Origin of the sequence: Streptococcus oralis subsp. dentisani, assembly GCF_007475365.1 — a bacterium.
GTDB lineage: Bacteria > Bacillota > Bacilli > Lactobacillales > Streptococcaceae > Streptococcus > Streptococcus mitis_AX.
Map to the genome: position 1 here is coordinate 1,790,558 of NZ_CP034442.1, position 21,969 is coordinate 1,812,526.

Annotated in this window: 26 protein-coding genes and 2 pseudogenes; 16 read left to right on the forward strand and 12 right to left on the reverse strand. The window is 42.6% G+C overall.

Going from position 1 to position 21,969, the window contains the following annotated elements; genetic code table 11:
- The first annotated feature begins 104 nt into the window (after positions 1-104).
- Positions 105-1,004, forward strand: a complete 900-nt coding sequence (locus EJF26_RS09125; RefSeq protein ID WP_000735941.1) for a TDT family transporter — start codon at positions 105-107, stop codon at positions 1,002-1,004.
- A gap of 25 nt (positions 1,005-1,029) precedes the next feature.
- Here the strand turns inward: EJF26_RS09125 and serS are convergent, their stop codons facing one another.
- From serS to EJF26_RS09140, 3 genes are all read right to left on the reverse strand, one after another.
- Positions 1,030-2,304, reverse strand: coding sequence for a serine--tRNA ligase (serS, locus tag EJF26_RS09130; protein WP_000884225.1), 1,275 nt, complete (start codon positions 2,302-2,304; stop codon positions 1,030-1,032).
- Positions 2,305-2,517: 213 nt separating this feature from the next.
- On the reverse strand, positions 2,518-2,889 hold the full coding sequence (locus EJF26_RS09135; protein ID WP_000079368.1) for a DUF956 family protein: 372 nt from the start codon (positions 2,887-2,889) through the stop codon (positions 2,518-2,520).
- Between the two features lie 2 nt (positions 2,890-2,891).
- Entirely contained in the window at positions 2,892-4,256 is a 1,365-nt protein-coding gene (locus EJF26_RS09140; protein ID WP_000869646.1) for an aspartate kinase, read from the reverse strand.
- 202 nt (positions 4,257-4,458) lie between these two features.
- Between EJF26_RS09140 and EJF26_RS09145 the strand changes: the two genes are divergently transcribed.
- The 15 genes from EJF26_RS09145 to EJF26_RS09215 all read left to right on the forward strand — a co-directional run bounded on the left by EJF26_RS09145 (position 4,459) and on the right by EJF26_RS09215 (position 16,114).
- Positions 4,459-5,244, forward strand: a complete 786-nt coding sequence (locus tag EJF26_RS09145) for an enoyl-CoA hydratase (protein WP_001015593.1) — start codon at positions 4,459-4,461, stop codon at positions 5,242-5,244.
- Positions 5,245-5,334: 90 nt separating this feature from the next.
- Positions 5,335-5,769, forward strand: coding sequence for a fatty acid biosynthesis transcriptional regulator FabT (gene fabT / locus EJF26_RS09150; protein WP_000386342.1), 435 nt, complete (start codon positions 5,335-5,337; stop codon positions 5,767-5,769).
- On the forward strand, positions 5,769-6,743 hold the full coding sequence (locus EJF26_RS09155; RefSeq protein ID WP_000852972.1) for a beta-ketoacyl-ACP synthase III: 975 nt from the start codon (positions 5,769-5,771) through the stop codon (positions 6,741-6,743). Before fabT ends, EJF26_RS09155 begins: the two co-directional genes overlap by 1 nt.
- 57 nt (positions 6,744-6,800) lie before the next feature.
- A complete protein-coding gene (locus tag EJF26_RS09160) occupies positions 6,801-7,025 on the forward strand; it encodes an acyl carrier protein (RefSeq protein WP_000257840.1) in 225 nt (74 codons plus the stop codon).
- Between the two features lie 117 nt (positions 7,026-7,142).
- Positions 7,143-8,117, forward strand: a complete 975-nt coding sequence (gene fabK / locus EJF26_RS09165; protein ID WP_000857452.1) for an enoyl-[acyl-carrier-protein] reductase FabK — start codon at positions 7,143-7,145, stop codon at positions 8,115-8,117.
- Complete coding sequence (gene fabD, locus EJF26_RS09170) at positions 8,110-9,030, forward strand: ACP S-malonyltransferase (protein WP_000167631.1); 921 nt, start codon at positions 8,110-8,112, stop codon at positions 9,028-9,030. The genes fabK and fabD overlap by 8 nt, the downstream gene beginning before the upstream one ends.
- 45 nt (positions 9,031-9,075) lie before the next feature.
- Positions 9,076-9,807 carry a 3-oxoacyl-[acyl-carrier-protein] reductase gene (fabG, locus tag EJF26_RS09175; RefSeq protein WP_001177613.1) on the forward strand — a complete coding sequence of 244 codons (732 nt, stop codon included), beginning with the start codon at positions 9,076-9,078 and terminating at the stop codon, positions 9,805-9,807.
- Positions 9,808-9,835: 28 nt separating this feature from the next.
- Positions 9,836-11,071, forward strand: a complete 1,236-nt coding sequence (gene fabF / locus EJF26_RS09180; RefSeq protein WP_000774052.1) for a beta-ketoacyl-ACP synthase II — start codon at positions 9,836-9,838, stop codon at positions 11,069-11,071.
- A 2-nt stretch (positions 11,072-11,073) separates the two neighbouring features.
- Positions 11,074-11,562: an acetyl-CoA carboxylase biotin carboxyl carrier protein gene (gene accB / locus EJF26_RS09185; protein WP_001052303.1), complete on the forward strand. Its 489-nt coding sequence runs from the start codon at positions 11,074-11,076 to the stop codon at positions 11,560-11,562.
- Positions 11,559-11,981 carry a 3-hydroxyacyl-ACP dehydratase FabZ gene (fabZ, locus tag EJF26_RS09190; RefSeq protein ID WP_000565515.1) on the forward strand — a complete coding sequence of 141 codons (423 nt, stop codon included), beginning with the start codon at positions 11,559-11,561 and terminating at the stop codon, positions 11,979-11,981. Before accB ends, fabZ begins: the two co-directional genes overlap by 4 nt.
- Before the next feature lie 11 nt (positions 11,982-11,992).
- Positions 11,993-13,360 carry an acetyl-CoA carboxylase biotin carboxylase subunit gene (gene accC, locus EJF26_RS09195; protein ID WP_000488664.1) on the forward strand — a complete coding sequence of 456 codons (1,368 nt, stop codon included), beginning with the start codon at positions 11,993-11,995 and terminating at the stop codon, positions 13,358-13,360.
- 35 nt (positions 13,361-13,395) lie between these two features.
- Complete coding sequence (accD, locus tag EJF26_RS09200) at positions 13,396-14,262, forward strand: acetyl-CoA carboxylase, carboxyltransferase subunit beta (protein WP_001173371.1); 867 nt, start codon at positions 13,396-13,398, stop codon at positions 14,260-14,262.
- A complete protein-coding gene (locus tag EJF26_RS09205; protein ID WP_001017380.1) occupies positions 14,259-15,026 on the forward strand; it encodes an acetyl-CoA carboxylase carboxyl transferase subunit alpha in 768 nt (255 codons plus the stop codon). The genes accD and EJF26_RS09205 overlap by 4 nt, the downstream gene beginning before the upstream one ends.
- A 161-nt stretch (positions 15,027-15,187) precedes the next feature.
- A complete protein-coding gene (locus tag EJF26_RS09210; protein WP_000148140.1) occupies positions 15,188-15,370 on the forward strand; it encodes a hypothetical protein in 183 nt (60 codons plus the stop codon).
- An 18-nt stretch (positions 15,371-15,388) separates the two neighbouring features.
- Positions 15,389-16,114: a CPBP family intramembrane glutamic endopeptidase gene (locus tag EJF26_RS09215; protein ID WP_000733000.1), complete on the forward strand. Its 726-nt coding sequence runs from the start codon at positions 15,389-15,391 to the stop codon at positions 16,112-16,114.
- A 48-nt stretch (positions 16,115-16,162) separates the two neighbouring features.
- Here EJF26_RS09215 and nusB read toward each other — a convergent pair whose 3' ends face one another.
- The 9 genes and pseudogenes from nusB to gatC all read right to left on the reverse strand — a co-directional run bounded on the left by nusB (position 16,163) and on the right by gatC (position 21,811).
- On the reverse strand, positions 16,163-16,585 hold the full coding sequence (gene nusB, locus EJF26_RS09220) for a transcription antitermination factor NusB (protein ID WP_000203645.1): 423 nt from the start codon (positions 16,583-16,585) through the stop codon (positions 16,163-16,165).
- Complete coding sequence (locus EJF26_RS09225) at positions 16,578-16,967, reverse strand: Asp23/Gls24 family envelope stress response protein (protein WP_000510598.1); 390 nt, start codon at positions 16,965-16,967, stop codon at positions 16,578-16,580. The genes nusB and EJF26_RS09225 overlap by 8 nt, the downstream gene beginning before the upstream one ends.
- Before the next feature lie 21 nt (positions 16,968-16,988).
- Positions 16,989-17,549, reverse strand: coding sequence for an elongation factor P (efp, locus tag EJF26_RS09230; protein WP_000568642.1), 561 nt, complete (start codon positions 17,547-17,549; stop codon positions 16,989-16,991).
- 128 nt (positions 17,550-17,677) lie between these two features.
- Positions 17,678-17,971 (reverse strand): annotated as a pseudogene (locus tag EJF26_RS09235) (Asp-tRNA(Asn)/Glu-tRNA(Gln) amidotransferase subunit GatB); the annotation flags it as partial.
- Positions 17,946-18,077: pseudogene (locus EJF26_RS10365) on the reverse strand (SPFH domain-containing protein); the annotation flags it as partial. The pseudogenes EJF26_RS09235 and EJF26_RS10365, both read right to left, overlap by 26 nt.
- A gap of 64 nt (positions 18,078-18,141) precedes the next feature.
- On the reverse strand, positions 18,142-18,540 hold the full coding sequence (locus EJF26_RS09245) for a hypothetical protein (protein ID WP_001032002.1): 399 nt from the start codon (positions 18,538-18,540) through the stop codon (positions 18,142-18,144).
- 57 nt (positions 18,541-18,597) lie between these two features.
- Complete coding sequence (gene gatB / locus EJF26_RS09250) at positions 18,598-20,043, reverse strand: Asp-tRNA(Asn)/Glu-tRNA(Gln) amidotransferase subunit GatB (RefSeq protein ID WP_001008639.1); 1,446 nt, start codon at positions 20,041-20,043, stop codon at positions 18,598-18,600.
- Positions 20,043-21,509: an Asp-tRNA(Asn)/Glu-tRNA(Gln) amidotransferase subunit GatA gene (gene gatA / locus EJF26_RS09255; protein WP_000143712.1), complete on the reverse strand. Its 1,467-nt coding sequence runs from the start codon at positions 21,507-21,509 to the stop codon at positions 20,043-20,045. Before gatA ends, gatB begins: the two co-directional genes overlap by 1 nt.
- A complete protein-coding gene (gatC, locus tag EJF26_RS09260; protein ID WP_000705416.1) occupies positions 21,509-21,811 on the reverse strand; it encodes an Asp-tRNA(Asn)/Glu-tRNA(Gln) amidotransferase subunit GatC in 303 nt (100 codons plus the stop codon). The genes gatA and gatC overlap by 1 nt, the downstream gene beginning before the upstream one ends.
- Positions 21,812-21,969 lie beyond the last annotated feature (158 nt).

Genomic DNA, 21,969 nt, shown 5'->3' on the forward strand with positions numbered 1-21,969 from the left:
AATCATAAATAAAATGAAGGCTGATTCATCCAGTCTTCATTTTTCTATGCTATTTTAAAGACTTTTATGCTATACTGATAATAATATGATTAACGGAGGTTGCCATGAAAAAACTCCCCTTGGTATTTTCTGGTTGTTTGTTAGGTTTGGCAGGTGCAGGAAACTTGATTGCGGATACTTGGCCTGTTCTTTCGCACCTATTTAGTTTGACTGGATTGGTCTTATGGATTTTCTTTCTGATTCTTCATCTTTTTAATTGGGAAGAAACCAAGAAAGAATTGACCAAGCCCCCTCTTTTATCTGGTATAGCTACCTTTCCTATGGCGGGGATGATTTTATCGACCTATGTCTTGCGACTAGTTCCGTCTATGCCTATCCTATCCCAGCCTTTGTGGTGGTTTTCTTTTATTTTGGATTTTGCTTTGATCGCTTATTTTTCTCGTCGCTTTCTTGGAGTGGAGGAAAGAGCTAGTGCAACACCAAGCTGGACAGTACTTTATGTGGGCATAGCAGTGGCAGCCTTGACCTATCCAGTCGTTGGCCTGATTCAGCTTGCCTACCTAACGGTGACTTTCGGCTTTCTCGCTACTTGTTTTCTCTATCCGTTGATTTACAGTGATCTAAAGAAACAGCCATTGACTCCAGCCCTACTAGGGCAAGAAGGAATCTACTGCGCTCCTTTTTCTTTGCTCTTAGCAGCTCTGGTGCGTATCGGTGGAGTTACTCTTCCGACCTGGGCCTTGTTACTGCTGATGCTTTTCTCTCAGTCTTTTTTCATCTTCGTTTTGACTCGCTTGCCTAATATTTTAAAACAAGGCTTTCAACCAGCTTTCTCAGCCTTAACCTTCCCAACTATCATCACAGCTACATCGCTTAAAATGGCTCAAGGAATTGTAAAACTGCCTATCTTAGATTATCTAGTGTTTGTGGAAACCCTCCTTTGCTTAAGTATTTTATTCTTTGTCTTGGGTGCTTATCTGATTTGGTTAGGAAAAAAGGTCTAGCTATTTTCTAGCTAGGCCTTATTTTTTATGGTTTGATAACTTCAGCTCCACCCATATATGGACGAAGTGCTTCTGGAATGGTTACAGAACCATCTGCATTTTGGTAGTTTTCAAGAATAGCAGCCACTGTACGTCCAACTGCAAGTCCAGAACCGTTCAAGGTGTGAAGGAGTTTCACCTTGCCATCGGCTTCATCACGGTAACGGATTTGGGCACGACGAGCTTGGAAATCTTCAGTATTTGAACAGCTTGAGATTTCACGGTAGGTATTTTGGGCTGGAATCCAAACTTCCAAATCGTAAGTTTTGGCAGCTGAGAAGCCCATATCTCCAGTAGAGAGCGCGACCACACGGTATGGAAGATTAAGCTTTTGAAGAATATTTTCAGCGTTGGCTGTCATTTTTTCTAATTCTTCATATGATTCTTCTGGTTTGGCAAATTTGACCATTTCAACCTTGTGGAATTGGTGCAAACGAATCAAGCCACGTGTATCACGACCAGCAGAACCAGCTTCAGAACGGAATGATGGGCTCATAGCAGTGAAGTAAATTGGTAGGTCTTTTCCATCAAGGATTTCATCACGGTAGTAGTTTGTAAGAGGCACTTCAGCAGTAGGAATGAGTACATAGTTGGTGTCACTCAATTCAAAGGTATCTTCCTTGAATTTTGGATATTGACCAGTACCAAACATTGAGTCATGGTTAACAATGTAAGGTGTGATAACTTCCGTATAGCCTTCTTTACCATGCTCATCCAACATGAAGTTGTAGATAGCACGTTCCAAACGAGCTCCAAGTCCTTTATAGAAGAGGAAGCGAGCTCCAGTCACTTTACCACCGCGTTCCCAGTCAAGAATACCAAGGTCTTCACCCAGATCCCAGTGAGCTTTTGGTTCGAAGTCAAACTCGCGTGGAGTTCCCCAACGGCGAACTTCAACGTTGTCATCCTCATCAGCTCCAACAGGAACGCTGTCAGCAGGAATGTTTGGAAGTGTAGTCGTAAATTCTGTCAATTTAGCATCGATTTCTGCCAATTCAGCATCGAGAGATTTTACTTCAGCAGAGAGAGCTTGCATAGCAGCAATCTTGTCATCAGCATTTTCCTTATTGCGCTTGGCTTGAGCAATCTCTGCAGAAACTGTGTTACGTTCTGCCTTGAGGTTTTCGACCTTGACCAAGATGTCACGGCGTTTAGCATCGATTTCTTTCATTTCATTCAAAACAGCAGCATCTACACCACGTGTAGCTAGTTTTTCAGCGACAGCATCAAAGTCTGTACGAATACGTTTGATATCTAACATAAAAACTCCTTTATGAAAAAAGCACACCTAACAAAGCGTTGGAGTGGCAGGGCCACGGTTCCATCCAACTTCACAGGTGTGCACTTGATTCTGTATTTAATTGTTGATAACGGTAGAATTTCACCTATCCCTCCTATCTGCTCGCAGCACCCGCAGACTTTCTGAAAGAAGAGGATAACCTACTTATCCGTTGCTATGATTATACTAAAGTTTCTACTTTTTTGCAAATAGATTTTTAAATTTTTGTCCAATGGTCTGGAGCAGAGTCGGAAGTTTCACGACCTTGTCGTTTCCTAATTTTTCCCGAGCGATTTTGAGGATAGCCCCAGAGTCTTTTGAGGCAAAGAGGAATTTACCTTGATCGGTGAAGACTTCAAAGTGACGGCTGATTTTACGGCCATTTACGTTAGCTCCAATTTGCTGAATGCTGGACCAGGGGATCTGGATATATTGTTCGACATTGACATCAGGATAAAACTCTAAGGCTTGATCCCCAACTAGAAATTTTCCAACTTTTCCAGAGATAGAGAGGTAAGATGTCCCAGTGGTTTGGAGGTCAATGACTTTATTGAGTGATTGAGCCATGATTAGTCTTCCTTACTTTCACCGAAAAAGGCATGATAGAGCGCCTTAATAGCGGCCTTCTCTTGCTCTTTATTGACAACAAACATGATGGAAACTTCACTTGACCCTTGGGACATCATCTGGATGTTGATTTTATTCTCAGACAAAGCACGTGTGGCAGTAGCAGTTACCCCGATATGACTCTTCATCTTTTCCCCGACAATCATAATAATTGAAAGATCATGTTCGATTTCAGCATGGTCCACTTCAGCCTTTTGAACGAGCTGACGCAGAATTTCTTCTTCCTTGATAGGAGTCAATTCGCGGGAACGGAGGATGATTGAAAGATCATCGATACCTGTTGGCATGTGTTCCCAACCGATGTTAAGATCTTCAAGGATTTGCAGAACCTTGCGACCAAATCCAACTTCACGGTTCATGAGGTATTTCGACATGTTGATGCTGACAAAGCCAGAATCACCAGCGATTCCAACGACGGGGAATTTATCACTGCTATGCTTTAGAACGATACGAGTACCTGGATGGTCAGGGTTGTTGGTATTCTTGATAACGAGAGGGATTTTCCCCCGGTAGGCAGGGAGCAGAGCTTCATCGTGAAGGACTGAGAAACCTGCATAAGCCAATTCCCGCATTTCACGGTAGGTCAATTCAGGGATAGAATGAGGCTGGTGAATGATACCTGGATGGGCAGCAAAGATACCATCGACATCTGTAAAGTTTTCATAAAGGTCGGCTTTGACACCTGCAGCTATGATAGAACCTGTGATATCGGATCCACCACGTGAGAAGGTACAGATTTGATTTTCTTTCGTAACTCCAAAGAAACCAGGGATGACAAGGACTTCGTTGCTATCAGCCAAGCCTTCAATCTTGTCATAACTAGATGGAATGATACGTGCGTTTCCTGGTTCACTTGTGACAACGATTCCAGCCTCTCTTGGATGAACATAGCGTGCATCGATGCCGTTTTGGTTAAAGTAAGCTGCGATAAGTTTGGCATTGTTGTTTTCTCCAGCCGCTAGGAAGGTGTCATAGAGAAAGTCATTTTCTTCAATAGGAAGAGTCGCTAAGGCACGGATGCTTTTAGAAATTTTTTCTAGAACTGATGGTTTTAAGCCTAGTTCGCTCACCATAGCCGCATAGCGATCGATGATCCAGTTTTGGCTCTTGCTGATATCATTTCCCGCTACATAGTCACGATAGTATTTGATCAAAGCGTCGGTAACCTTGGTATCATCAGCATTGCGTTTTCCGGGTGCAGAAACGACTACAAAACGGCGTTCTTTATCACTTTTAACGATGTTTAAAACTTTTTCTAACTGACTAGCAGAGGCAAGAGAGCTTCCGCCAAATTTTACAACCTTCATAGGGACTCCTCAAGTAAGTATTTTATACGATTATAGCAGAAAGAGGGGCTTTTTTCAATGAAGAAAATAGTATAGTCTTTAGGATAAAGTGAGCGTTTTGATCAGCCGAGACACTTTCGATTGGTTTTCTCTTGCCTCTTTATCTAAAAAAAGGTATACTTTGACAATGAAATAATTTTATCACCTTATAAAAGGAGAAGCTATGAATCATATCTTATATCAGATCGTAGATGATCTTGCTATCATCACTTTGAATCGTCCCGAAGTGGCAAACGGTTTCCATATCCCAATGTGTGAGGAAATTTTAGAAGCTTTGACTCTAGCAGAGCAGGATCAAACTGTTCAGTTTATCTTGATTAACGCTAATGGGAAGGTCTTTTCAGTTGGGGGAGATCTGGTTGAGATGAAGCGTGCAGTGGATGAAGATGATATCCCTTCTTTGAATAAGATTGCAGAATTGGTCAATACAATTTCTTTTAAAATCAAGCAAATTCCTAAACCTGTTTTGATGGAGGTAGATGGAGCAGTTGCTGGTGCTGCAGCAAATATGGCAGTAGCAGTCGATTTTTGTTTGGCGACTGATAAGGCAAAATTCATCCAAGCCTTTGTTGGAGTTGGATTGGCGCCGGACGCTGGTGGAATTCATCTCTTGAGTCGTAGTATCGGGGTAACACGAGCTGCGCAACTTGCCATGACAGGAGAAGCTTTGACTGCGGAAAAAGCACTGGAATGGGGCGTGGTATACCGTGTCTGCGAAGCTGATAAATTAGAAAAAACTAGAGAACAAGTTCTGAAGAAATTAAGACGAGGCTCAGCAAACTCATACGCAGCCATTAAAAAGTTGGTTTGGGAAAGCCAATTTAAGGATTGGCAGAATTATGCTGAATTGGAATTGAAACTGCAAGAATCTTTGTCTTTGACTGAAGATTTTAAAGAAGGGGTTCGAGCTCATTCTGAAAGAAGACGACCAAAATTTTCAGGAAAATAAAAAAATACTTGCACAATTCTTTGAAGTTTGATATACTTTTTGTGTCAAATGTTTTGAATGCAAAAGTTTTTTTGAGAAGGAGGGAATACTTTGGACTACCAACAAGTGAATGAGTATTTAACATCTATTTTTAATAATGTCCTTGTGATTGAGGAGGTTAGCTTACGAGGTAGTCGTTTCAAAGACATCTCCATCAAAGAAATGCACACGATTGATGTGATTGGCAAGTTCCCAGAGGCAACACCAAGTAAGGTTTCAAAAGAACTGATGGTAACTCTTGGAACTGTTACGACCAGCTTGAATAATCTCGAAAGAAAAGGTTATGTTGAGCGCATTCGTTCTGATCAGGATCGTCGTGTGGTCTATCTGCATTTGACAAAGAAAGGTCGTTTGGTTCACCGCCTTCATAAACGTTTCCACAAGGCCATGGTCGAGAAAATTATCGATGGTATGAGTTCTGAAGAAATAGAAGTGATGGGCAGGGGCTTGACTAACCTTTATCAATTTTTGGAGGATTTGAAATAATGGCTTTTGCAAAGATAAGCCAGGTTGCTCATTATGTTCCAGAGCAAGTGGTCACTAATCATGACTTAGCCCAAATCATGGACACAAGCGATGAGTGGATTTCAAGTCGGACAGGAATTAAACAGAGACATATCTCAAAAACAGAGTCTACAAGTGATTTGGCGACAGAAGTAGCTAAGAGCTTGTTGGCTAAAGGGAGCTTAACAGCGGATCAGATTGATTTTATCATTGTAGCGACGATTACTCCAGACTCGATGATGCCTTCCACGGCAGCTCGAGTTCAGGCAAATATCGGAGCGCATAGAGCTTTCGCCTTTGATCTGACAGCAGCTTGTAGTGGCTTTGTATTCGCTCTCTCAACTGCAGAAAAGTTTTTAAGTTCTGGACAGTTCAAAAAAGGGATTGTTATCGGGGCTGAGACCTTATCCAAGGCAGTTGATTGGTCAGATCGTTCGACAGCTGTTCTCTTTGGGGATGGTGCTGGTGGGGTTCTCTTGGAAGCGAGCGAAACACGTCACTTCCTTGTGGAAAGTCTCTATACGGATGGCTCTCGGAGCGAGTGTTTGACCTATGGTCAAACGGCTTTGGCTTCTCCTTTCTCGTATCAAGAAGCAGTTCCTGCTTTTTTGAAAATGGATGGACGAGCAGTTTTTGATTTTGCAAATCGTGATGTTGCTAGATCGATCAAAGAAACCATTGAAAATGGTCCAATCGCAGCATCGGAATTGGATTATCTCCTGCTTCATCAGGCAAATATCCGCATTTTGGATAAGATGGCAAAGAAAATCGGCGTAGACCGAGACAAACTTCCTGCCAATATGATGGAGTATGGAAATACCAGTGCAGCAAGTATCCCGATTTTGCTCTCAGAGTGTGTGGAGAATGGTATGATTCGTTTAGATGGTAGCCAGACGATTCTCCTATCAGGCTTTGGTGGAGGTTTGACATGGGGCACACTCATTCTTACAATCTAGGTAATCATGTGGTTAACACATAGTTATAAATTTTTTATATTTTAAAGGAGTCCTATCATGGCAGTATTTGAAAAAGTACAAGAAATTATCGTTGAAGAACTTGGGAAAGACGCATCAGAAGTAACACTTGAATCAACTTTTGATGATTTGGATGCAGATTCATTGGACTTGTTCCAAGTAATCTCTGAAATCGAAGATGCTTTCGATATCCAAATCGAAGCAGAAGATAACTTGAAAACAGTTGGTGACTTGGTTGCCTACGTTGAAGAGCAAACAAAATAATTAACATATTACTAGAAGGAGTAGGGGAAACCCACTCCCTCTTGTTTAGGTAATAGTTTGAAACTCAAATGATAAACTCGTCGAACTATTACGTAAGCAAGGAATGATGGAGGCACTATGAAAACACGTATTACAGAATTACTGAACATTGATTATCCTATTTTTCAAGGAGGAATGGCCTGGGTTGCAGACGGCGACTTGGCTGGTGCAGTATCAAAAGCTGGTGGTCTAGGAATCATTGGTGGTGGGAATGCACCTAAAGAGGTCGTAAAGGCTAATATCGATAAAATCAAATCACTTACGGACAAACCTTTTGGTGTCAACATCATGCTCTTGTCACCTTTTGTAGAAGACATCGTTGATCTCGTGATTGAAGAAGGGGTCAAGGTGGTTACAACTGGTGCAGGAAATCCAAGTAAATACATGACTCGTTTCCATGATGCAGGAATTACAGTTATTCCTGTTGTTCCAAGTGTTGCTTTAGCAAAACGCATGGAAAAAATTGGTGCAGATGCAGTTATTGCAGAGGGAATGGAAGCCGGTGGACATATTGGTAAATTAACAACGATGACCTTGGTTCGCCAAGTTGCTGCAGCTGTTTCAATTCCGGTTATCGCAGCTGGAGGAATTGCCGACGGTGAAGGTGTCGCTGCAGGCTTTATGCTTGGTGCAGAGGCTGTTCAAGTTGGTACGCGTTTCGTAGTAGCCAAGGAATCTAACGCCCATCCAAAATACAAGGAAAAAATCTTAAAAGCGCGTGATATCGATACGACTATCTCAGCTCAACATTTTGGACATGCTGTTCGCGCCATTAAAAATCAGTTGACACGTGACTTTGAACAGGCTGAAAAGGATGCCTTTAAACAAGAAAATCCAGATTTAGAAATTTTTGAGCAAATGGGAGCTGGTGCTCTTGCTAAAGCCGTTGTTCATGGAGATGTAGAAGGTGGATCCGTCATGGCAGGTCAGATCGCTGGTTTGGTTTCTAAAGAGGAAACTGTCGAAGAAATCCTAAAAGATCTATACTATGGCGCTGCCAAAAAAATTCAAGAAGAAGCCTCTCGTTGGGCAGGAGTTGTAAGAAATGACTAAAACAGCCTTTCTATTTGCAGGTCAAGGTGCTCAGTATCTAGGAATGGGGCGTGATCTCTATGATTGCTACCCTATCGTCAAGGAAACAATTGACCAAGCCAGTCAGGTTTTGGGTTATGACCTTCGTGACTTGATTGATAAGGAAGAAACCAAGTTAAACCAGACTCGCTATACGCAGCCAGCTATTTTAGCGACTTCGGTTTCTATTTACCGACTATTGAAAGAAAAGGGCTACCAGCCGGATATGGTAGCAGGATTGTCTCTTGGGGAATATTCTGCTCTTGTAGCAAGTGGTGCCTTGGACTTCGAAGAGGCAGTTGCCTTGGTTGCTAAGCGTGGTGCTTATATGGAAGAGGCTGCACCTGCAGGATCTGGAAAGATGGTAGCCGTTCTTAATACTCCAGTTGAAGTGATTGAGGAAGCTTGTGAAACAGCCTCTAAAGTTGGAGTAGTGACTCCAGCTAACTACAACACCCCAAGCCAAATCGTTATCGGTGGTGAGGTGGCTGCGGTTGACCGCGCAGTTGAACTCTTGCAGGAAGCAGGAGCAAAACGATTGATTCCTTTAAATGTATCTGGTCCTTTCCATACAGCTCTTCTTGAGCCAGCCAGTCAGCAACTAGCTGGAGCTCTTGAAGGAGTGAGTTTTTCTGACTTTACTTGCCCACTAGTCGGCAATACGGAAGCTGCTGTCATGGAAAAAGGTCGAATCCAAGAGCTTTTGACGCGTCAGGTCAAAGAACCTGTCCGTTTTTATGAAAGTATTGCTGTGATGCAGAATGCTGGGGTAACCAACTTTATTGAAATTGGTCCGGGTAAGGTCCTATCAGGCTTTGTCAAAAAAATCGATAAAACAGCTCAGCTAGCTAACGTTGAAGACCAAGCAAGCTTGGATGCTTTGTTAGGAAACTAATGATTCCTTCTCCCACAAAATACAACAGGAAATAGGAGAAATAGAATGCAACTTACAAACAAAAATGTCTTTGTAACAGGTTCAAGTCGTGGTATCGGACTTGCCATTGCTCACAAATTTGCTCAACTAGGCGCTAATGTAGTTTTGAATAGTCGTGGAGCAATCTCAGAAGAATTGCTGGCTGAGTTTTCAAACTACGGTGTCAAAGTAGTACCGATCTCAGGTGATGTTTCAGACTTTGCAGATGCCAAGCGTATGGTAGATCAAGCGATTGCAGAACTCGGTTCTGTTGATGTCTTGGTCAACAATGCTGGGATCACTCAAGATACGCTTATGCTCAAGATGACTGAAGAAGACTTTGAAAAAGTGATTAAGATCAACTTGACAGGTGCCTTCAACATGACGCAAGCAGTCTTGAAACAGATGATTAAGGCACGTGAAGGTGCGATCATCAACATGTCTAGTGTGGTTGGTTTGATGGGAAATATCGGACAAGCCAACTATGCAGCTTCTAAAGCAGGTTTGATTGGTTTTACCAAGTCAGTTGCACGTGAAGTTGCCAATCGTAATGTTCGCGTAAATGCTCTTGCACCAGGAATGATCGAGTCAGATATGACGGCTGTTTTGTCTGATAAGGTCAAGGAAGCGACATTGGCACAAATCCCAATGAAACAGTTTGGTCAAGCAGATCATATCGCAGATGCTACAGTGTTCCTGGCCGGACAGGATTATTTGACTGGACAAGTTCTCGCTGTTGATGGCGGACTTAGCATGTAAAAAATAAGGAAAGATATAGGTAAGACAGATGAAACTAAATCGAGTTGTAGTAACAGGTTACGGATTGACCTCTCCTATCGGAAATACTCCAGAAGAATTTTGGAACAGTTTGCAAACTGGAAAAATTGGAATTGGAGAAATCACTAAATTTGACCACAGCGAATTTGCTGTGCACAATGCAGCAGAAGTCCAAGATTTCCCATTTGATAAATACTTTGTAAAAAAAGATACTAACCGTTTTGACAACTATTCTTTGTATGCCTTGTATGCGGCTCAAGAAGCGGTGACAAATGCAAATCTTGATGTAGAAGCAATCGATAAAGATCGCTTTGGTGTCATCGTGGCTTCTGGTATTGGGGGAATTAAAGAAATCGAAGATCAGGTTATCCGTCTTCATGAAAAAGGTCCAAAACGCGTTAAACCAATGACACTTCCAAAAGCCTTGCCAAATATGGCATCAGGAAATGTTGCCATGCGCTTCGGAGCAAACGGCATCTGTAAATCAATCAATACAGCCTGCGCCTCATCAAATGATGCCATCGGAGATGCCTTCCGTTCAATCAAGTTTGGTTTCCAAGATGTCATGTTAGTTGGTGGATCAGAATCATCTATCACTCCTTTTGCTATCGCTGGTTTCCAAGCTTTGACCGCCCTATCAACTACAGAGGATCCAACTCGTGCTTCTATCCCATTTGACAAAGATCGTAACGGATTTGTGATGGGAGAAGGTTCAGGAATGTTGGTTCTTGAAAGCCTTGAACATGCTGAAAAACGTGGTGCAACTATCTTGGCTGAAGTAGTTGGCTATGGTAATACCTGTGACGCTTACCATATGACTTCACCTCATCCAGAAGGTCAAGGTGCGATTAAGGCTATGAAGTTAGCTTTGGAAGAAGCCGAAATTTCTCCAGAGCAAGTGGCTTACGTCAATGCCCACGGAACTTCAACTCCTGCTAATGAAAAAGGAGAAAGTGGCGCAATCGTAGCTGTTCTTGGTAAAGAAGTTCCTGTATCTTCAACCAAGTCCTTTACAGGACACTTGCTTGGTGCTGCAGGGGCAGTAGAAGCCATCGCTACCATCGAAGCTATGCGTCATAACTATGTACCAATGACAGCTGGAACAAGCGAGTTATCAGACTATATCGAAGCGAATGTCGTTTATGGACAAGGCTTGGAGCAAGAAATCCCTTATGCTATTTCAAACACTTTTGGTTTTGGTGGACACAATGCGGTTCTTGCTTTCAAACGTTGGGAGAATAAATAATTATGAATTTAAATGAGATCAAGGACTTGATGGCGCAATTTGACCAATCAAGTTTGAGAGAATTTTCTTATAAAAATGGAACGGATGAATTGCAGTTTAGTAAGAATGAAGCAAGAATGGCTTCTGAAGCACCAGCTCAAGTTGCTCCAGTGCCAACTACAGTAGCTGCAAATCCAGTAGTTTCTGCCCCTTCAACTCCAGTAGAGAGTGCAGTGGAAGAAGCTCCAGCACCAGCTGAAACGACGGTTGCTCCAGAGGGTGATGTCGTTGAGAGTCCACTTGTAGGGGTGGCTTACTTGGCTGCTGGACCAGATAAACCTGCCTTTGTCACAGTCGGAGACAGTGTTAAAAAAGGTCAGACTTTGGTGATCATCGAAGCCATGAAAGTCATGAATGAAATCCCTGCACCTAAGGATGGTGTGGTGACAGAAATTCTCGTTTCAAATGAAGAAATGGTTGAGTTCGGTAAAGGATTGGTACGTATCAAATGATCGATATTCAAGGAATCAAAGAAGCTCTACCCCATCGCTACCCCATGCTCCTAGTGGATCGTGTCTTGGAAGTGAGCGAGGATACCATTGTTGCCATTAAAAATGTGACCATCAACGAACCTTTCTTTAATGGTCATTTTCCACAATACCCAGTTATGCCAGGTGTTCTTATCATGGAAGCCTTGGCACAGACTGCTGGTGTCTTGGAATTGTCCAAGCCTGAAAATAAAGGGAAACTGGTCTTCTATGCTGGCATGGACAAGGTTAAGTTTAAGAAGCAAGTTGTACCAGGTGATCAATTAGTCATGACGGCTACTTTTGTCAAACGTCGTGGTACGATTGCTGTGGTTGAAGCAAAGGCTGAAGTGGATGGCAAGCTTGCGGCGAGTGGTACTCTTACCTTTGCAATTGGAAACTAAGGAGGTTCTCCATGTTTCGTAAAATTTTGATTGCCAACCGTGGTGAGATTGCGGTTCGCATTATCCGAGCTGCGCGTGAATTGGGCATTGCGACCGTTGCAGTCTATTCAACAGCTGATAAGGAAGCTCTTCACACACTCCTAGCGGATGAAGCTATCTGTATCGGACCCGGTAAGGCGACAGAATCTTATCTCAATATCAATGCGATTTTATCTGCTGCAGTCTTGACAGAAGCAGAAGCCATCCACCCAGGTTTTGGTTTTCTTAGCGAAAACTCCAAGTTTGCCACTATGTGTGACGAAGTGGGGATCAAGTTCATCGGTCCTTCTGGGGCTGTGATGGATACCATGGGAGATAAGATCAATGCGCGTGAGCAAATGATCAAGGCTGGGGTTCCAGTTATCCCAGGATCTGATGGTGAAGTTCACACGGCTGAAGAGGCCCTTGCAGTTGCAGAAAAAATTGGCTATCCAGTCATGCTTAAGGCATCGGCAGGTGGTGGTGGAAAAGGGATTCGTAAGGTTGAAAAGGCAGAAGACTTGGTCGCAGCCTTTGAGACAGCATCCAGTGAAGCCAAGGCCAATTTTGGAAATGGCGCTATGTATCTTGAGCGTGTGATTTATCCAGCTCGTCATATCGAAGTTCAGATTCTTGCAGATCAAGAGGGTCATGTTGTCCATCTTGGTGAACGGGATTGTTCACTCCAACGGAATAACCAAAAGGTCTTAGAAGAAAGCCCATCCATTGCGATTGGCAAAACCCTTCGTCATGAAATTGGTGCTGCAGCCGTTCGTGCAGCAGAGTCTGTTGGCTATGAAAATGCAGGTACGATTGAATTTCTTCTCGATGAAGCGAGTGGCAATTTCTACTTCATGGAAATGAATACTCGTGTGCAAGTTGAACACCCAGTCACAGAGTTTGTTTCAGGTGTTGATATCGTGAAGGAACAGATTCGCATTGCTGCCGGGCAACCTTTACCTTTCAAACAAGAAGATATTGTCCTACGAGGTCACGCTATCGAGTGCCGGATCAATGCAGAAAATCCAGCATTTAACTTTGCTCCAAGCCCAGGAAAAGTCACCAACCTCTACCTTCCAAGTGGAGGAGTTGGCTTGCGTGTAGACTCTGCAGTCTATCCAGGTTATACCATTCCTCCTTACTATGATAGTATGATTGCCAAAATCATTGTTCATGGGGAGAATCGTTTTGATGCCTTAATGAAGATGCAACGGGCACTTTATGAACTTGATATTGAAGGAGTGCAAACTAACGCAGACTTCCAGTTGGATCTGATTTCAGACCGCCGAGTTATCGCTGGTGACTACGATACTTCCTTCTTGATGGAAACTTTCTTGCCAAAATACCAAAAAAAAGAATAAACTTTCAAACAGTATGAGAACTAAAAGGGGGAGTTATGGCTCTATTTAGTAAAAAGGATAAGTATATTCGGATCAATCCCAACCGTTCCGTAAGGCAGAAACCACAAGCCAAGCCTGAGGTTCCGGATGAACTCTTCTCCCAGTGTCCTGGTTGTAAACACACCATTTACCAAAAGGATCTGGGGAGCGAACGAATTTGTCCCCATTGCAGCTATACTTTCCGTATTTCAGCTCAGGAACGCTTGGATTTGACGATTGATTCTGACAGCTTTGAGGAGATGTTTACGGGTATTGAAACTCAAGATCCATTAAACTTTCCTGGCTATCAGAAAAAACTTGCTACTATGCGTGAAAAGACAGGTTTGGATGAAGCAGTACTGACTGGTACAGCTAGCATCAAGGGACAAAAAGTTGCCCTTGGGATTATGGATTCAAACTTTATCATGGCTTCTATGGGAACCGTTGTGGGTGAAAAAATCACGCGCTTGTTTGAGTATGCAACGGTAGAAAACTTACCAGTCGTACTTTTCACAGCTTCTGGTGGAGCCCGTATGCAAGAAGGAATCATGAGCTTGATGCAGATGGCTAAAATCTCTGCGGCAGTTCAACGTCATTCCAAGGCAGGACTTTTTTACCTAACTATTTTAACCGATCCAACAACAGGTGGAGTGACTGCTTCTTTTGCTATGGAAGGTGATATTATCCTAGCGGAGCCACAGAGTTTGGTTGGTTTTGCTGGGCGTCGTGTTATCGAAAATACAGTTCGTGAGACCTTGCCGGATGACTTCCAAAAGGCAGAATTTCTGCTTGAACATGGATTTGTTGATGCAATTGTCAAACGGAGAGAATTGCCTGAAACAATTGCTAAATTAGTAAGATTGCATGGAGGAAGTCGCGGATGAATATTGCAAAAATAGTCAGAGAGGCACGCGAGCAGAGTCGCTTGACTGCACTTGATTTTGCCAATGGAATCTTTGACGAGTTTATCGAATTGCATGGAGATCGCTCTTTCCGTGATGATGGTGCGGTTATCGGTGGAATTGGCTGGTTAGGTGAACAAGCAGTAACTGTCGTTGGTATCCAAAAGGGGAAGAGTCTTCATGACAACCTCAAACGAAATTTCGGACAACCTCATCCAGAAGGTTATCGTAAGGCCTTACGCTTGATGAAACAGGCAGAAAAGTTTGGTCGTCCAGTTGTGACCTTTATCAATACGGCGGGTGCTTACCCAGGTGTTGGAGCCGAGGAACGTGGACAAGGTGAAGCAATCGCCCGAAACCTGATGGAAATGAGTGATCTCAAGGTTCCAATCATCGCGATTATTATCGGTGAAGGTGGATCTGGTGGGGCCCTAGCTCTAGCCGTAGCTAACCGTGTCTGGATGTTAGAAAACTCAATCTACGCCGTACTTAGCCCGGAAGGATTTGCCTCTATCCTTTGGAAGGATGGAAGTCGTGCTATGGAAGCGGCGGAGTTGATGAAAATCACTTCACATGAACTCCTAGAAATGGGAATCGTAGACAAGGTAATCTCAGAAGCAGGGCTGTCAAGTAAAGAACTGCTAGGTTGCGTTAAAAATGAATTGCGTGCAGAACTAGATAGATTGCAAGAACTACCACTCGACCAACTTATCGAAGAACGTTACCAACGGTTTAGAAAATACTAAAAAGAAAGCTAGAACTGAGTAAAGGTTCTAGCATTTTTTCTAGAGAACATACATTTCAGGACGAAAAATTGACAGTTGAGGAGATGGACTATAAAATAGACAAAAAAGATGTATACTGTAGATGTAAGCTTACAAAAATTTATTTTAAGGAGGTACTTGATATGACAGGTACAGAAACATTTACAGTTCTTTCATCTGAAGAGTTAGACCAAGTTTCAGGTGGTCGAATGATTTGGTTAGTTGATGATAGACATTGGGATTCGCCATATGCATATAGTTTAGCGACAGAATGGAGTACAATACTGACTCATGCGACTAGACGTGCTTATGGTATTGGCTATTAATAAATTAAAGGGATAAGTATGAAAAAACTAGGGCACTTGGGAGTCTATACATCACTGGTATTTCTATCGGTTTATCTACCAGAGTTATGGATTATGCATCTAACTAAGATATTGGGATGGGGGATAGATGGCTATTCTATCATTTCACTTGTTTGGGAACTAGTTCTTGTAGTCTTATTTGTCTTTTGGTTAAAAAAGAAAGAGATGCTCTTTATCTTTGAAAAAAAGGCTTGGACTTGGTCAACGATTTTTCCCCTTGTAGTCAGTCTAGTAGCTTGTTATTTTGTTCGTCAATTGGTGGATGCTTTTCAGATACAGTATCACTATTTAGTTGATAACAAGTATATTTTTCAAAAGCTACTTTCTATCCTTTATTCAAATGGACAACCAACTTTTCTATCAACCGTTCTCGGTTTTATTTTAACAGTAGTCGTCGCACCTATATCAGAGGAACTAATTGATAGAGGGTATTTTATGAATACCTTCTTTCCCCAGTCCAAGTATTATTTGGATGTTATCCTATCTGCTCTCATCTTTGGGATTAGCCATTTAATCCTAACTCACCGAGACCCTATCGGTTTGATTATTTATAGTTTTATTGGTCTTTTCTTTGCTCTAGTATATCGTTGGACAAAGAACTTAAAAATCACCATCCTCTGTCATAGTTTTTTCAACTTTCTCATTTATGCAAAACCCATCTGGATTTTTGTTTATAATTATGTCTATTACCACTTTTTTAGATAGTGGGGGCAAAGAAAAAAGTGTTTGATAGTTGTCAAACACTTTTTCTATTTACTGTTCTTCTGTTACAAACTGGCTGAGCAGTCCATTGATAAAACGGGCAGACTTTTGATCTGAGAAGTTCTTTGCAAGCTCGATAGCTTCATTAACAGCAACTAGCTGAGGGGTGTCAAATGAAGTGATTTCAAAGACTCCCAAGCGAAGGAGGTTTCTCTCCACGAGCGTTAAACGTTCAATGGTCCAACCTGCTTTTAAATGCTGTGTGATTTGCTTGTCTAGTTCTTCCTTTTTAGCCTGAACACCAGAAACTAGCTCTGTCAAAAAGGCTGGAAGTTGCACATCCGTATCTTCACGATCGTGTGTGTAGGCGAAACGACAAGCAGTTTCGACATCTGTACCGAACTCAAGGCTCATGAGAGCTTGAAAAGCGCATTTACGGAGCTCACGTCTAGATTCTAATAGTGGACTAGTCATTGAGGAAATCCTCATCAAACAAGTCTTTCAAGTCTGGTTTTGGTGTTTTATCTGGAACAATACCTGCAACGTGGATATTGATAGCAGCGAGTTCTACATCAGCCATATTGCGGACTGCATCTTTGACAGCTTTTTGGATAGCAACAGCTACCTTAGGAACTTTTACTCCGTACTCAAGGTAGAGGTAGATATCTGCTGTGAGTTCTTCGTCCACGTTTTTAAGATAAACGCCACGGCCGAGTGAAAGTTTTGAAAGGGTATCAGATACTGATTTGTTTGAAAAAGAGTGTACGCCCTCTACCTTTGCAGTAGCAACAGCAATGATTTTTTCAAGTACACGTGGGGCGATAACGATTTCGCCAAGTTGTTCTTCAATTCCCATAGAATGACCTCTTTCTAGAGATTAGGCACGAGAAACGTAAGTTCCTTCTGCAGTGTTGATAACGAGTTTTTGTCCTGCTTCGATGAAGTCTGGAACGTTTACGACAAGTCCAGTTTCCATCGTTGCTGGTTTACCAGAACCTGTAACAGTAGCACCTTTGATAGATGGTTGAGTTTCTGCAACTGTCAATTCGACAGTAGTAGGAACGGTAACACCAATCACTTCAGTTCCGTAGAATTGGATCTTCACTTCTGAGTTCTCAAGGATGTAAAGCAATTCGTTTTCAACGTTGACTACAGGGATTTCGTATTGGTCGTAAGTTTCTGTATTCATGAAGTAAGCTGTGTCATCCATTTTGTACAAGTATTGAGCTGGGACAGTCTCGATGATGGCTTGTTCAAATTTTTCCTCTGGACGATAGCTTGTGTCAAATGTAGAACCAGTACGGACATCACGCAATTTCATACGCATGATCGTGTTTCCTTTACCTGGTTTGTGGTGGCTAGCTTCCAAAACGCGGATCAATTTTCCGTCAGCTGTTTCAAAGGTCATACCAGCTTTTAATTTACTTGCTTCAATCATGTTTTTACCTCTTTAATAAATATTATTACTCTTCATTTTACCATAAAATACTCTGGAAATAAAGCCAAAATAGTTATTGGGAGTTGGTAGAGAAGAAAAAACCAACCTTAGGGCCGGTTTTGTTCTGTCTAGTTTTCTTTCAACTTGGCCAATTCCTGGGCGAGTAGTTTAAGGGCAACTTGTGGGTTGGCTTGTCCTTTGGTTGCCTTCATGAGGAAGCCTGTGAAGGCCTTGTCTGCGTTGCGTTTACCTGATTTGAAGTCGGCAACAGTGGCTTCGTTATCCGCAAAGACTTGGTGGATGATTGGAATCAAGATAGCTGGATCTGAGATTTGGACCATACCTGCTTTTTCGACGTAGTCACGCGCCCCACCGCCATTTTTAGCCAGATGGACAAAGACTTTCTTGGTCATAGCTGAGGTCTTCAAGCAAGATACTGGTTGCTTCAATCTCGTAGAGGCCTGTCCAAACCTTGTTGACCTTTTGTTTAGCGAGTTCGTTGAAGGGTTTTTGATTGGCATTGAGACTATTGAAAAGGTTGATTTCATAACTCGAATAATTATTAAATTATTTGATAACCTTTAAAAATCATCTAAGATTTACTAGCATTTAGCTTCTTTATGGAATGGTGTTCGATGAGCCATCCCACAATCCATCCTATTGCTAGCAAGTAATTTTCAAAAGCACCGATAGCATTTACAGGAGAGTGATACTCCATATAATTGAGTAAGTGATTTGTTCCTATTCCAATTCCGCCAATAATGAGAGCAAGAAGTGCGATTCGTAGATAGAACCAATCGTATTTAATATTAACGGCAAGAATAATAATTAAGACAGCTAGATTCCAAATTCCAATTTCTCTTTGCCATCCTGCAGAAATACCGTAACCAGAATGCTCTCCCAAATATGATGGGAGAAAGATTTGTAGTATAGAAGCGCCTAACATAGCGATGATGACTAAGACAAATAGCAATCGTAAAAATTTGTTCATTTATTCCCCTTGTCTCATTCTCGTTTTAAAAGTAGAAAAAAGTGTTTAAAGAGTGAATTACTCACTGTCTTTCAACTTCGCCAATTCTTGTGCAAGGAGTTTAAGGGCGACTTGTGGATTAGCTTGGCCTTTGGTTGCCTTCATAAGGAATCCTGTGAAGGCCTTGTCTGCGTTGCGTTTACCTGATTTGAAGTCGGCAACGGCAGCTTCGTTATCCGCAAAGACTTGGTGGATGATTGGAATCAGAACATCTGGATCAGAGATTTGGACCATACCTGCTTTTTCCACGTATTCACGCGCACCACCGCCATTTTTAGCCAGATGGACAAAGACTTTCTTGGCAATCTTGGATGAGATGGTACCATCTTCGATGATGGCAATCATTTCTACCAAGTTTTCTGGTGTCAATTCGATTTGTTCTAGTGTTTTGCCTTCAGCGTTCAAGAATTGAGCAACTTCGCCTTGGAGCCAGTTAGAGACTTGTTTGGCATCACCACCAAGGGCAACAGCTTTTTCAAAGAAGTCAGAAGTGACTTTGTTTGCCGTCAACTGGCTAGCATCGTAGTCTGACAAACCAAGTTCAGAGACGTAGCGTGCACGGCGTTCTTTTGGAAATTCTGGCAATTCTATGCGCATTTCCTCAATCCACTCGTCTGAGATTTCAAAGAGCGGTAGGTCTGGTTCTGGGAAGTAGCGGTAGTCTGCAGCGCCTTCCTTAACACGCATGAGGATGGTTGCTTTGTTTGCTTCATCGTAACGGCGAGTTTCTTGGCGAATTTGACCACCTGAGCGAAGGATTTCGGCTTGACGTTGGACTTCGTATTCAAGCCCTTTACGGACATTTGAGAAGGAGTTGAGGTTTTTCAATTCAGTCTTGGTACCGAATTTCTCTTGACCATAAGGACGAAGGGAGATGTTGGCATCAACACGCATAGAACCTTCTTCCATCTTAACGTCAGAAATGCCAGCATACTGGATAACTTCCTTGAGTGCTGTCAGATAAGCGTAGGCTTCTTCAGGAGAACGCATGTCAGCCTCAGATACAATCTCAATCAAGGGTACCCCTTGGCGGTTGAGGTCAACGTAAGAGTAGCCATCTGTACCGTGGGTGTTTTTACCAGCGTCTTCTTCCAAGTGGGCACGCTCGATCCCGATTTTCTTAGTTGTACCGTCTTCTAGCTCGACTTCAATCCAACCATTATAACCGATAGGTTCATCAAACTGAGAAATTTGGTAGGCTTTGGGATTATCAGGATAGAAGTAGTTCTTGCGGTCAAAATGCATCTTTTTGTGGATGTCCATGTTGAGGGCAAGAGCTGCCTTAATACCAGCATCGACGACACCCTTGTTGAGAACTGGCAGTACGCCTGGGAAAGACCAGTCAATCACGTTGGTGTTGGCATTTTGGTCGTTTCCGAAGTGGGCAGAAGTAGGTGAGAAGATTTTTGAATTGGTGTTGAGCTCTACGTGGACTTCAAGTCCAATGACTGTTTCAAAGTTCATTAGTTATCACCTCCAAAAATCACGGGTTGTTGTTTGTGGTAGTCTGTTGTTGCTTCAAAGGCAGCAGCAGCTTGGTAAATGGTTTCCTCAGAGTACTTAGGACCAATCAATTGTAGACCGACTGGTAGACCTTGAGCAAATCCAGCAGGAATTGAAATTCCTGGCAGACCTGCCAAGTTGACTGGGATGGTCAAAAGGTCAGCCAAGTACATGGCAACTGGGTCGTGGTTGAGTGAATCCAAATCATAGGCAACGCTTGGAGCAGTTGGTCCCAAAATCAAGTCATAATCCGCAAAGACGTTTTCGAAATCTTGGATGATGAGGGTACGGACTTGACCAGCTTTTTTATAGTAGGCATCGTAGTAACCTGATGAAAGACTGAACGTACCTAGCATGATACGGCGTTTCACTTCTTCACCGAAACCTTGGCTACGGCTGTTTACATAGATTTCATCAAGATTAGTCGCATCCTCTGCGCGGTAGCCGTAACGGATACCGTCAAAACGTTGCAAGTTTGAGGATGCTTCTGATGAAGCGATAATGTAGTAAACGGCTACACCGTATTTTGAGTGAGGAAGACTGACTTCTTCGACGATAGCACCAAGTTTTTCAAAGTGTTTGGCTGCGTTAAGAATTGTTTCCTTAACCTCTGGGTCAATCCCTTCACCAAGGTATTCCTTAGGCAAAGCAATTTTCGTGCCCTTGATGTCTTGGCCGATTTTTGAAGTAAAGTCAGCAATGCGGACAGGAGCAGAAGTCGAGTCTTTGGCATCTTCGCTGGCAATCGCATTGAGCAAGAGGGCATTTTCTTTAACAGTTGGTGCAAAAGGTCCAATCTGGTCTAGGGAGCTACCGAAGGCAATGAGACCGAAACGAGAAACTGTTCCGTAGGTTGGTTTGAGACCAACGATTCCGTTGAAGGCGGCAGGTTGGCGGATGGAACCACCAGTATCAGAACCAAGTGACAAACGGACTTGTCCTGAAGCTACAGAAGCTGCGGAACCGCTAGATGAACCACCAGGAACCTTGCTATGGTCCCAAGCGTTTTTAGTCGCACCATAGTAAGATGTTTCACCTGATCCACCCATGGCAAACTCGTCCATGTTGGTTTTCCCAACAACGATCATTCCCTTAGCTTTGGCATTGGCAACGGCTGTCGCATCAAAGATTGGCTCGTAGTTGTAGAGCATTTTTGAGGCTGCAGTTGTAAGAATACCGTCTGTAGAGATATTATCCTTAACGGCCAGTGGAATTCCTGAAAGGACATTATCAGCGTCAATTCCAGCTTGGTCAATAGCTTTAGCTTGAGCAAGAGCCTGCTCCTCAGCGATGGTGACAAAAGCGTTGATAGCTGTCTCGCGAGATTTGATATCTTCAAGTGTTGCTTGGGTCAATTCAGTTGCTGAAATTTCCTTAGAGACAAGAAGATTATGCAAGTCTTCAATAGTTTTGTTATTAAAAGTCATTAGGCATCTCCCCCATCATCTAGGATAGCTGGTACCTTGATATAGTAGTTTTCTTTTTCAGGTACATTTTTAAACAAGCGGTCGCGGTCTGTTCCTTCTTCGGCCACATCAGGGCGGAGTACAGTCTTGCGGTCAGCCATGGTCGTAGTAGGTGCGATACCAGTTGTGTCGACTTCGCCCAGCAATTCAACCATGTCAACAATCTTAGACAAGGTAGTCGCAAAGGCAGCAGTTTCTTCTTCAGAGAATCTTAATTTTGAAAGATTGGCAACGTGTGTTACCTCTTCTTGCGTAATTTTCATCTTGCATCCTTTCGTGAAATGATGATTTTTAGTCTGTTCTATTTTACCATATTTTCCTATAAATAAGGGAGCCGAACTGAAAAGAAATAGAAATTGAAAAATCGCTTTTAATTCGCTATAATAGTTAAACTAAAAGAAAAATTGAGTGAGACTAGAGA